Source organism: Pseudomonas sp. MD195_PC81_125 (genome assembly GCF_014060985.1).
GTDB lineage: Bacteria > Pseudomonadota > Gammaproteobacteria > Pseudomonadales > Pseudomonadaceae > Aquipseudomonas > Aquipseudomonas parakoreensis.
In genome coordinates this window covers 1-11786 of record NZ_JABULD010000614.1, presented here as the reverse complement: position 1 = coordinate 11786, position 11786 = coordinate 1, and the positions used below count along the sequence as shown (strand labels likewise).

Annotated in this window: 6 protein-coding genes, 1 other RNA gene and 2 pseudogenes; 1 reads left to right on the top strand and 8 read right to left on the bottom strand. The window is 61.8% G+C overall.

The features are described from left to right. Nucleotides 1–105: 105 nt before the first annotated feature. The 4 genes and pseudogenes from recR to dnaX form a co-directional block, all read right to left on the bottom strand. Nucleotides 106–708: a recombination mediator RecR gene (recR, locus tag HT737_RS24735; protein ID WP_121184536.1), complete on the bottom strand. Its 603-nt coding sequence runs from the start codon at nt 706–708 to the stop codon at nt 106–108. A 66-nt stretch (nt 709–774) separates the two neighbouring features. Then, on the bottom strand, nt 775–1809 hold the full coding sequence (locus HT737_RS24730; protein ID WP_121184534.1) for an NADP-dependent oxidoreductase: 1035 nt from the start codon (nt 1807–1809) through the stop codon (nt 775–777). Nucleotides 1810–2112: 303 nt separating this feature from the next. After that, nucleotides 2113–2451, bottom strand: a complete 339-nt coding sequence (locus HT737_RS24725; RefSeq protein ID WP_003223337.1) for a YbaB/EbfC family nucleoid-associated protein — start codon at nt 2449–2451, stop codon at nt 2113–2115. 66 nt (nt 2452–2517) lie between these two features. Next, nucleotides 2518–4603: pseudogene (dnaX, locus tag HT737_RS24720) on the bottom strand (DNA polymerase III subunit gamma/tau). Between the two features lie 143 nt (nt 4604–4746). Here dnaX and HT737_RS24715 point away from each other — a divergent pair. Then, a complete protein-coding gene (locus HT737_RS24715; protein ID WP_131670053.1) occupies nt 4747–5496 on the top strand; it encodes an ABC transporter substrate-binding protein in 750 nt (249 codons plus the stop codon). A gap of 39 nt (nt 5497–5535) precedes the next feature. Here HT737_RS24715 and HT737_RS24710 read toward each other — a convergent pair whose 3' ends face one another. From HT737_RS24710 to ligA, 4 genes and pseudogenes are all read right to left on the bottom strand, one after another. Then, complete coding sequence (locus tag HT737_RS24710) at nt 5536–7485, bottom strand: hypothetical protein (protein ID WP_182404182.1); 1950 nt, start codon at nt 7483–7485, stop codon at nt 5536–5538. Nucleotides 7486–7713: 228 nt separating this feature from the next. Then, nucleotides 7714–7810, bottom strand: an RNA gene (gene ffs, locus HT737_RS24705) — signal recognition particle sRNA small type. Nucleotides 7811–7956: 146 nt separating this feature from the next. Then, a pseudogene (locus HT737_RS24700) lies at nt 7957–9121 on the bottom strand (putative zinc-binding metallopeptidase). Between the two features lie 170 nt (nt 9122–9291). Continuing rightward, nucleotides 9292–11649, bottom strand: coding sequence for an NAD-dependent DNA ligase LigA (gene ligA, locus HT737_RS24695; RefSeq protein ID WP_182404181.1), 2358 nt, complete (start codon nt 11647–11649; stop codon nt 9292–9294). Nucleotides 11650–11786: the final 137 nt, after the last annotated feature.

The window sequence follows — 11786 nt, the reverse complement described above, 5'->3', positions numbered from 1 at the left end:
CCAGCTCCCACAGGTTTCTTTTAGTGTGCACAACATTTGTGAACGACCGAAATCACTGTGGGAGCTGGCTTGCCAGCGATGGGGCCAGATCAGGCGATACACCTGTCAGAGGGAAATCGGTTTACGCCCGGCAAACGAATGCGCCAGCGTCCCACCATCCACCAGCTCCAGCTCACCACCCAGCGGCACACCGTGGGCAATCCGCGAGGCGATCAGGCCTTTGTTGCTGAGCAGTTGAGCGATGTAATGCGCGGTCGCCTCCCCCTCCACCGTCGGGTTGGTGGCGAGGATGACTTCGGTAAAGGTGCCAGCCTCTTCGATGCGCGTCATCAACTGCGGAATACCGATGGCTTCCGGCCCCAGACCGTCGAGCGGCGACAGGTGGCCCTTGAGCACGAAGTAGCGTCCACGGAAACCGGTCTGCTCCACCGCATACACGTCCATCGGCCCTTCCACCACGCACAGCAGCGTGTCGTCGCGGCGCGTGTCGGCGCATTGCGGGCACAGATCGTCTTCGGTCAGCGTGCGGCACTGACGGCAGTGACCCACCCCTTCCATGGCCTGGCTCAAAGCCTGGGCCAGGCGCGTGCCGCCGCTGCGGTCACGTTCGAGCAACTGCAACGCCATGCGCTGGGCGGTTTTCTGACCCACGCCGGGCAAGGTGCGCAGGGCGTCGATCAGTTGGCGAATCAAAGGGCTGAAGCTCATGGGTAAAAAGTCCGACAAAACAACGAGACGCGGTTTATACCCGCGCCTCCGGCCAGCGTCAAATGCTCAGTCCTGGGCGACCTTCACCACCAGTTTGCCGAAGTTGCGCCCCTCCAGCAGACCGATAAACGCCTCGGGCGCCTGCTCCAGACCTTCCACCACGTCTTCGCGGAATTTCACCTTGCCGTCGCGCACCCACGGCACCATGTGGCTGATGAACTCCGGCTGACGGTCGCCGTAGTCATCAAACACGATGAAGCCCTGAATCCGCACACGCTTGGTCAGCAACGTACGCTGCAGCATCGGCAGGCGATCCGGACCTTGCGGCGCTTCAGTGGCGTTGTAACCGGCAATCAGCCCGCACAGCGGAATGCGCGCCTTGGGATTGAGCAGCGGCACCACCGCATCGAACACATGCCCGCCCACGTTTTCATAATAGATATCGATGCCGTTCGGGCAGGCTTTGGCCAGTTGCTCGGCAAAGTCCGGCGCCTTGTGATCGATGCAGGCATCGAAACCCAGCTCCTCGACCACGTATTGGCATTTGTCGGCACCACCGGCCACACCCACGGCGCGCAGGCCTTTGATCTTTGCCACTTGACCCACCACCGAGCCGACGGCGCCGGACGCAGCTGCGACGACAAGCGTTTCACCTTCTTTCGGCTGACCGATGTCGATCAGCCCCATGTACGCAGTCATACCCGGCATGCCCAACACGCCAAGCGCCATCGACGGACTCGGCAGGCCGGACGGGATCGGCATGATGTTGCGGCCATCGCTGATGCTGTGGCTCTGCCAGCCGGTGAGGCCGACCACCAGATCGCCTTGGTGGAATTTCGGATGACGCGAATCCTCGACTCGGCTGACAGCACCACCGGTCATCACTTCGCCGATTTGTACCGGCGCGGCGTAGGACGGTGCGTCACTCATGCGTCCGCGCATGTAAGGGTCCAGCGACAGGTACAGGGTCTTGAGCAGCACCTGGCCATCTTCGAGATCCGGCAACGCTTCGCGCTCCAGACGGAAGTTTTCCGGAGTCGGCGCGCCGACCGGGCGCGAGGCGAGGACGAAGCGTTGATTGAGGGTCAGAGGGTCGGACATGTCAGCGTCTCCTGTGAATGATGAATTCGGGGGTATAGGGAGCAGACCTTGGTGGCATCACAGCGTTCGATGTTTCTACTAGACGCCTGTGGCGAGGGAGCTTGCTCCCGCTGGAGTGCGAAGCGCTCCCCCTGCTTCCTTTCAGGTATACCGGGTTTTCAGGGTTTACGACGACTTCGTCGCCGAGCGGGAGCACGCTCCCTCGCCACAAACGAACACCCGAACGCCCCAAGAGACGGAAAAAAAAAATGCCAGGCGCGATGCCTGGCATTTTGTGTAGCTCATCCAACCCGCGTTGGCGAATCAGAATGGCAGTTTCATCCCCGCTGGCAGGTTCATGCCGGCGGTCATGCTGCCCATTTTTTCCTGGCTGTTGGCTTCGATCTTGCGCACGGCGTCGTTGACGGCGGCGGCGACCACGGCTTCGAGCATTTCCTTGTCATCTTCGCTCAGGCCTTCAACCAGGCTTGGGTCGATGCTGACGCTTTTCACGTCGTGACGACCGGTCATGACCACGGTGACCATATCGCCACCGGCCTTGCCAGTGACTTCGGCGTTGGCCAGTTCTTCCTGCATCTTGGCCATTTTTTCCTGCATCTGCTGCGCCTGCTTCATCAGGCCGGCCATGCCACCTTTCATCATGGGAATCACCTCAAAAGTACTTGGATCAAAACAGCGCCCGGCGCTTAACCCGAACGCCCTCAGTTATTAGCCTTGGGCGACCAAGGCATCGACAGGTTCAATAGTATCGTGTCGCACCACCGCACCGAACTGTTGGACCATCTGCTGGATGAACGGATCGCCGTGGATCGATTCCTCCGCCTCGCGCTGACGGTTGGCCCGACGCCGCGAAGCAGCTTGCGCCGGGGTTTCCTGCTCAGGCTTGATCAGCTCGATGGTCAGGCTCAGCGTGCGACCGTGGAACTGGTTCAACGCGTCGTTCAGACGCCGCTGTTGCGTGGCGTTGAACAGTGCGCTGTGCGCCGGGTCCAGGTGCATCAGCCAATGGTCGCCATCGACCGCGATCAGCGTGCAGTTGGCGGCGATGCTGCCGGTCATGCCGGAGATCGGCAGTTGCGGGAACAGCTCCAGCCATTGCAACGCCAGACCGGTGGCCGGCGCGGCGGCAGGCTCTGGCTCAGGTTCCGGGGCCGGCTCGGCGGTGTGTTCGCTGGCCAGGTCGTCGAGGTAGCTGTAAGCCGAATCCATGTCCGGCTCGATGTAGTCTTCGTCCAGCGGCGGCTCGTCGTCCAGATCCATGCCCGGCGTGGCGGCATCGACGTCGGCGACCGACGGTTCGGGAATCGGCGCAGCGGCCCACTCGGGCGCGTCCGGCACCACGCTGTCCGGGGGTCGGCAGCGGCATCGGCGGCAATTCGGGCTGCTCGCTGGCGGTTTCCAGTACCGGCTCGACGGCCGGCTGCTGCACAGGCGCGGGTTCCGGCTCAGGTTCGACCGGATCGTTCCACGGCAGATCGACCACCGCTTCGGCGACTGGCTCTGGCTCTGCTTCCGGCGCAGGTGCCGGCGCGGCGGTCACCACAGGCGCTGCCTCCGGAACCGGCGCAGCAACCGCCGCTGGCGTTGGCGCAACGGCCGCAGCGACTACCGGCGCAGGCTTGGGCGCGGCAGCCACGGAGTTTGCGGAATCAACTGTGGCCTGGCTGATCCCCACTGGCTTTAGCGGTTGCCTCGGGGCGTCCGCGGTGTCTGCGGGCCGGAAGGCCAACATCCTTAGCAGCACCATCTCGAAACCGCCACGCGGGTCCGGCGCCAGCGGCAAGTCGCGGCGGCCGATCAGGCCCATCTGGTAATAAAACTGCACGTCTTCGGCCGGCAGCGCCTGAGCCAAAGCCAATACGCGGTCACGGTCGCCATGACCGTTGTCGACACCTTCAGGCAAGGCCTGGGCAATGGCGACACGGTGCAGCACGTTGAGCATTTCCGAGAGCACACCATTCCAGTCCGGGCCCTGCTCGGCCAGGTGGCGCACGGCTTCGAGCAACGCCTTGGCGTCGCCTTCGATCAGTGCATGCAGCACGTCGAAGACCTGGCCGTGATCCAGCGTGCCGAGCATGGCCCGCACATCGGCGGCCAATACCTTGCCTTCACCGAAGGCGATGGCCTGATCGGTCAGGCTCATGGCGTCACGCATCGAGCCATCGGCGGCGCGGCCCAGCAGCCACAGCGCGTCGTCTTCGAACGGCACGTTTTCGGCGCCGAGGACGTGGGTCAAATGCTCGACCACGCGCTCGGGCGTCATGTTCTTCAGCGAGAACTGCAGGCAACGCGACAAAATCGTTGCCGGAAGTTTCTGCGGATCCGTGGTCGCGAGGATGAACTTGACGTACGGCGGCGGCTCTTCGAGGGTTTTCAGCAGCGCATTGAAGGAATGGCTGGAGAGCATGTGCACTTCGTCGATCAGGTAGACCTTGAAACGCCCACGGCTCGGCGCGTACTGCACGTTATCGAGCAGTTCGCGGGTGTCCTCAACCTTGGTCCGGCTCGCGGCGTCGATCTCGATCAGGTCGACGAAGCGCCCTTCATCGATCTCGCGGCACACCGAACACTCGCCGCAGGGGCTGGAAGTGATACCTGTCTCACAGTTCAGGCATTTGGCAATGATCCGCGCAATGGTGGTCTTGCCGACCCCGCGAGTACCGGTGAACAGGTACGCGTGGTGCAGCCGCTGGCTGTCCAAGGCATTGATCAGAGCCTTGAGCACATGGGTCTGGCCGACCATTTCGCGGAACGAGCGCGGACGCCATTTACGTGCAAGAACCTGATAACTCATCGAAAACCGTCGCAACGAAGGAAGCTGAAGCGGCTAATGCTAGCGGAGCAAGGGCAAAATTGCATCCGGTGTGCTCGTCTAATCTGGCTAAGCTGCTGTTGGCGAGGAAATTTCGCTCGTGGTCGGGACTCATCGGAGCATTTATGCGTTGGGCCTTGGGAGCTTTGTTGGGGATCAGTCTGAGCGTGAACGCCGCCGAACCGCCGCTGCGCTTCGTCGTGGCCGACAGCTGGGCGATGCCCATGGTGCAAATCGAGCACGGCCGCCCCACCCAGGGCATTCTCCACGACATCATGCTCAGCCTGGCGACACAGGTCGGCGTACCCGCCGAATTCCATGTGCTGCCGCGCGCCCGGGTGCAGAACGCCATGGAACACGGTGAAGTCGACGTGCGCTGCTATGCCGCACAATCGTGGCTACCGAATCAGTCCGGAGACTACATCTGGAGCCTCCCGCTGCTGTTCCAGCGCGATCTGCTGATCAGCCGCGACAATCAACCGCTCCACATCGATCCCGCCCGCCTGCCCCGGCAATCGATCGGCACCGTGCTCGGCTACACCTACCCGACTCTGCAGCCGCTGTTCGACGCCGACCACCTGCAACGCGACGACGCGCGCAATCAGGAACAAGTGCTGGAAAAACTCCTGGCCGGGCGTTATCGCTATGCGGTGAGCAATCAATGGACACTGGACTGGTTCAATCAGCGCCTGCTGCCCACGCAGCAACTGCAGGGGGTGGCGGTGCTGCAGGAACAGCATGTCGGCTGCTATGTGAGGAATGATCCGCAGGTGCCGGTGCAGCGAATTCTGCGCACGTTGCTGCGGATGAAAATGTCGGGGGAGATTGATGACATCATCCGGTTGTATACCGGATCCTCTCAAACCACCCCATAACCCCTTTTTTGGGGCGAGACATTTCCCACAGAGGATTATTCAGTAACCGTGCGACTCACGGAATTTCTGGTAGTCGTGAAACTCGATCCACTCGACCACATCATACGGCAGGTAAAGCTGCTGGCGGGCGCGGGAGATGGCGATGTACACGGCGCAGATCCGCTGATCGAACGCGTAGGCGTCCTTGAACTGCACGTTAGTCAGCAGTTCGGGCGTCAGCAGAACGCGGTCGAACTCCATGCCGCCCGCCTCCTGCGCCGGCATCAGCAGGCAGCTTTTGCCGGGGCTGCCGATCATCCGGTTGAGCCGGGTCAGGTCAGCGACCTTGAAGCCCTTCTCCAGCTCGGCCTCGACCCACAGAAACGCCTCGTCGTACTGGTTGGCCTCGCGCAGCTGCTGCCACTTCGGCACGTCGCTGAAATAGCGATGCGCGCCCTTCTCGCTGTGCGTGGAACTGTAGTAATCGACCCTGAACAACTCGATGGCACTGGTCATGAAGTGTTCGAGGTCGCGCTGCGCTTTCATGTCGGCAAAGCTGAACGGGCAATTGGCATCGTGCAGCTGCATCGCCCACTTCATGGTGTCCCACGGTGACGCCGTCAGCACCACACAACCTTGCGGCGGGACAAAGCCCTGTGGATAAAACTCGATGCCGACGTCCGCCTCACGCGCGCCTTCGAAGGGTATCTTGCTCTTTTCCGAGTGCCGGGAAATCAGCGGATTGACCAGACGCTCGACGTTGCGCCCCGAACGCACTGAATAAGTGATATCGCTCTGGCGCACTTCACGCTTTCTTTTCACCAGATCACGCTCGGCGTGCTGGTACTCATCGCCCAGCGTGATCAGCACCTGCCGGCCGCGCTCGATAATCTGCAGCAGCGACGCGGGAATGTCCTGACTCTCGTCGATCAGCACATGGGTATACCGCGGCGGCACCACGCAGCCCGCGAGGCTTGCCCGCTTGATCAGCAACAAGGCTTCGAAGCCGCTCTGCCGGCCCCATGCCGGGTTGGCCTCGAGGTAAGTCCAGACGCGGCTCGAATACTCCAGCAACACCTTGGACTCAAGGCTGGACAAGGACAGTTTGAAATGCGGCAGATGATGCGCCGACAGACTGTAGTCCCGGGAGTGGCAATAGCGCTCGAGGGTTTCCAGACAAACGCTCAGGGTGCATTGCGCGTCGTGCTCGCGAAAGCCCAGGATATTCAGCGCCTGCGCCAGACTCTGTTTGCTCGCGACCCGACCGGCGGCGCCTGCGGGTGGCAGCTTGCGCCCATAAATCAGCCCGCGTGCGAACGCTTCAAAGGTGATGCCGGGTTTGCGGTCACCGGTAACGCCCATGCGTTGGCGGAGCGTCGCGAGTTTTTCCGGCGTGCGTGCCAGCAGCAGGGTTTTCGCGGGATCCAGACACTCGGTCAAGGCGCCGATCAGGTGACTCTTGCCGATCCCGGCGTAGCCTTGGACGTGCAGGTCTTCATCGAGGTTGGCGCGGAAGGTTCTGACCAGTTTGTCTTGCGCAGCGCTGAGCCAGCGCTCGCGGTGTGCCGGGCTGATCATCTGCTGGCTGAACGGATTATTGGCCGCGTGGTGGCGCGTCTTGAACTCGTCATCCCACTTGCCATCCGGCAGCAGATAATCCTGCGCCGACACCTCGTCAGCCAACAGCAAACGCAGATTCAATCCCCTGATGGCGTTCAGGCCGAAATACAGCTGACGCGGATCGAACAGTCGTTGCGCCTCGGACAACAACCCTGTCCGGCCATCGACCGCCCACGCAATCAGCCGCGCCAGCACCTTCTCCGCCGCAGCGGCAGTGAGATCCTTCTCGGCGGCCTGAGCCAGATTCTGGATGACCAGCACGGCGGCGAGCTGCGCATCTGTCAGCGTGTCGAGGATTTTCACGCCATCGGGCTGCAACAGGCTCGCGCAGGTCTCGTCCGTCACGGGCAAGTAAACGGCGGTGGATAAATCGTGATGTTCCGGGTGCATACAACCTCGTAGCCAGGGCGCGAACTTGTCAACGACGCGCGCAGCAAGACGGTGGAGTATGCCACTGTTCAACCTTGGTGGCTGAACAGGCATCGGGGGGCAGCCTTCGCGAGCAGGCTCGCTCCCACAGGGGCTGGCGTGAAAGCCCAAATCGCAGGCATAAAAAAACCGCAGTGGGCGAAACCCATGCAGTTCTGTTGAAGCGTTCTTTGTTCGTTAAGGTGGTAACCCCACCAGCCACACCCCGGCACACAATGTTCCCGCTGTGGCTGCTTCCTTCCGGATCTGACCAGGTTCACGGGTAATCGTTGCGGGGGGACCGATGGGGTCACCATAACGACACTCACCTGTCGGCGAGCCGCGCCATTGTACCTGTCTGAGATGAAGTTACAACCGTTGGTTGCAGATAAAAATATGAACGGGTTCAAGGACATGCGCTGAGCCCGAAAAGATAGCAGCCTGCGGCAGCGCCTACAGGGTCAGCACCTCGTCCGCTTTGCCGCCCGCCTGCTGGATCACCAGATGAATGAAGTGCAGTTTGGCAATCGCCGCCGCCGGCAGCACGAACGGGTAGAAATCCGGCTGCCCCATGCTGCGCGACAGTTCGTTGAGCATGCCCGCCAGTTCGATCCAGGCGTTGACGAACGACAGGAACGCCGCGCCGCCGGGATGCTCTGGGTCATACAGTGTGCTGGGTGGAAACGGCTGATAGTCGAAGTCCATCTCCCGTGCACTCATGCCGAAACCCAGTGCAGTGTCCACCGCGTCCATCATGTGCAGGTAGTGCGCCCAGGTTTCCGCCCAGTCTTCCCACGGGTGCATGGTCGCGTAGGCGCTGACGTAGTGTTGCGGCCAGTCCAGCGGCGCGCCTTGTTGATAGTGACGGTCGAGCGCTTCGGCGTAACTGGCGCGCTCGTCGCCGAACAGGTTGCGGAAGGCTTCGAGCCACGGGCCGTTGGCGATCAGACGATCCCAGTAATAATGCCCGACCTCATGCCGGAAATGCCCGAGCAGCGTGCGATAAGGTTCATGCATCGCCGCCCCGCACCTGCTCGCGATGGGCGTCGTCGGCTTCTTTGATGTCGAGGGTGATCAGGCCGTTGGCGTGGCCGGTCATTGGCGCGTTGCCTTCGAGGTCGACGCCGATGAAATCAAAGGCCAGGCCGCGCTCTTCATCCACGGTTTTCGGGATGACCGGCAGCCCGAGGGTGATCAGTTGCGCCACCAGCCGGCGCTTGGCGATTTCCACTTTGCGCCAGCGCTCAGGGTTTTCCGGCACCGACAGGTCGGGGATGGTGCGATTGAGGCTGCAGGCGACGCACAGGCTGTCGCGGCCGTTATCCGGCAGCAGCCAATTGCAGGCGGCGGGAGTGTCGAGATTGGCGCAGCGGCGGAACAATCCGGCGTCGGGATCGGCATCGAGTGTCCAGCTACCGTCCTGCGGCCCGGGCTGCAGCGAGGTCAGGCGACTTGCTTCAGGCTGATAGCCGAGCATGGCGCTGCAAGCCAGGCACTGGCTGTTGCGAAAGAACAGCGACTGGCCGCAGCGGCACGGCCAGATTTTGCTGTTGCGTGAAGACTCGCCCATGAACGGCGCGACGATGCGAGAACTGAGCTGCTCGAAAAAGCGGTACATGGCGATCTCTCCCTGGGGCTTGCCAAGACTAGATCATCCTCGTGCGCTGATCGTTCCCACGCTTTGTGTGGGGAAAAGCAAAAGATCGCAGCCTGCGGCAGCTCCTACAGAATTAGTGTCTTGCCACATTGATCCCCTGTAGGAGCTGCGAAGGCTGCGATCTTTTGTTCTTAAACGGACAGACCGTGTCCCTTCAGGAAAGCGATAAACGCCTCTTCGTCCATCACCTTCACCCCCAGCTCATTGGCCTTGGTCAATTTCGAACCGGCTCCGGGCCCCGCCACTACGCAGTGGGTCTTGGCCGATACCGAACCGGCGACCTTGGCGCCAAGGCTTTCCAGATGTTCCTTGGCCACATCACGGCTCATCAGCTCGACCTTGCCGGTCAGCACCCAGGTTTCGCCGGACAACGGCAGGCCTTCGACGACTTTCTTCTCGCTGAGCCAGTGCATGCCGAAATCACGCAGCTGTTTCTCCGCCGCTTCGGCAATCTGCCGGTGCTCGGCCACAGCAAAAAACTCACGCACCGAATTGGCCTGCTTCTCCGGCAGCGCCTGGCGCATGTCCAGCCAGTCGGCATTCATTACCGCTTCCAGCGAACCGAACTTGTCTGCCAGTTTCTGCGCACCGCCCGGGCCGACAAAGGGAATGTGCAACTTGTCGAGCAGACCGCCAAGGGTGGTGCTGGCGGCGAACTCGGCGCCCAGTTCGCCCTGATCCTGAATCTGCAGGCCATGCCCCAACAACTCGCTGATCACCTGCTGGTTATGCGCATCTTCAAAGAAGCTGTGAATCTCGTGCGCCACTTCCAGGCCGATATCCGGCAGGTAGGTCAGCACTTGCGGCAACGCCTGCTGCACGCGCTCCAGCGAACCGAGCGAGCGCGCCAACACTTTGGCCGTCTCCTCGCCGACGTCGGGAATGCCCAGCGCATAAATGAACCGCGCCAGCCCCGGCTGCTTGCTGTCTTCAATCGCCGCCAGCAGCTTGTTGCTGGAGACTTCAGCGAAGCCCTCCAGATCAACAATGTCGTCGAACTTCAGCGCATACAGATCGGCCGGCGAACTGACCAGACCTTCGTCGACCAGTTGCTCGACGCTCTTGTCGCCAAGGCCTTCGATGTCCATCGCCCGACGCGAGACGAAGTGAATGATCGCCTGCTTCAGTTGCGCACCACAGGCCAGACGGCCAACGCAACGGTACACCGCACCTTCGCTGATGGTTTCCTTGCCTTTGCTGCGCTTGACCAGTTGCGTGCGCTCGACATGGGAGCCGCAGACCGGGCAGCTCTCTGGAATCGCCACAGGACGCGCATTCTCGGGGCGACGTTCGGTGACCACTTGCACCACCTGCGGAATCACGTCTCCGGCGCGGCGGATGATCACGGTGTCGCCGATCATCAGGCCCAGGCGCGCCACTTCGTCCATGTTGTGCAGGGTGGCGTTGGCCACGGTGACGCCCGCGACCTTGACCGGTTTCAGCCGCGCCACCGGGGTGACCGCGCCGGTACGGCCGACCTGGAATTCCACGTCGAGCAGTTCGGTGAGCTCTTCCATGGCCGGGAATTTGTGCGCAATCGCCCAGCGCGGTTCGCGGGCACGGAAGCCCAGCTCGCGCTGATCGGCGATGCTGTTGACCTTGAACACCACACCGTCGATTTCGTAGGCCAGCGCGTTACGCCGTTCGCCGATGTCGCGGTAATAATCCAGGCACTCGCCGATGCCTTTGGCCAGTTTCAACTCGTGGCTGATCGGCAGGCCCCACTTCTGCAACTGCTTGAGGTTGCCGATGTGGGTATCGGAGATATCGTGGGAGACCTGGCCGATGCCGTAGCAGCAGAATTCCAGCGGGCGGTTGGCGGTGATCTTCGAATCCAGCTGACGCAGGCTGCCGGCCGCGGCATTGCGCGGGTTGGCGAAGGTCTTGCCGCCGACTTCCAGTTGCGAAGCGTTAAGGCGCTCGAAACCGGCCTTGGACATAAATACTTCACCACGCACTTCCAGAGTCGCCGGCCAACCTTCGCCATGCAGCTTCAACGGAATGTTGCGCACCGTGCGCACGTTGACGCTGATGTCTTCACCGGTGGTGCCATCGCCACGGGTAGCGCCGCGTACCAGCACACCGTCCTGATACAGCAGGCTGACCGCCAGGCCATCGAGTTTCGGCTCACAGCTGTATTCCACCGCCGCACCGCCACCGAACAGATCACCGGCCGGCAGATCCAGACCTTCGGTCACCCGGCGGTCGAATTCGCGCATGTCGGTTTCTTCGAAGGCGTTGCCGAGACTGAGCATCGGCACTTCGTGACGCACCTGGGTGAAGGCAGTCAACGCCACGCTGCCGACACGCTGGGTCGGCGAGTCGCTGGTGATCAGTTCGGGATTGGCCGCCTCCAGCGCCTTGAGCTCGTGGAACAACCGATCGTACTCGGCGTCCGGAATGCTCGGCTCGTCGAGGACGTGGTACCGGTAGTTGTGCTGATCGAGTTCAGCACGCAGCTCTAGAATGCGGTTTTTGGCGGCGGTCATGGGTGTTCTCTCATAAAGCAAAAGAGCAGCCGAGGCTGCTCCAGTTTCATCATTCAAAGATCGCAGCCTCGTTGCACTCGACAGCTCCTACAGGGATCGCGTTCCTCTGTAGGAGCTGCCGAAGGCTGCGATCTTTT

Coding starts and splice junctions, on each gene's coding strand:
- HT737_RS24730 (WP_121184534.1), bottom strand. CDS start 1,809: ATGTCCGACCCTCTGACCCTCAATCAACGCTTCGTCCTCGCCTCGCGC.
- ligA (WP_182404181.1), bottom strand. CDS start 11,649: ATGACCGCCGCCAAAAACCGCATTCTAGAGCTGCGTGCTGAACTCGAT.
- HT737_RS24710 (WP_182404182.1), bottom strand. CDS start 7,485: ATGCACCCGGAACATCACGATTTATCCACCGCCGTTTACTTGCCCGTG.
- recR (WP_121184536.1), bottom strand. CDS start 708: ATGAGCTTCAGCCCTTTGATTCGCCAACTGATCGACGCCCTGCGCACC.
- HT737_RS24715 (WP_131670053.1), top strand. CDS start 4,747: ATGCGTTGGGCCTTGGGAGCTTTGTTGGGGATCAGTCTGAGCGTGAAC.
- HT737_RS24725 (WP_003223337.1), bottom strand. CDS start 2,451: ATGATGAAAGGTGGCATGGCCGGCCTGATGAAGCAGGCGCAGCAGATG.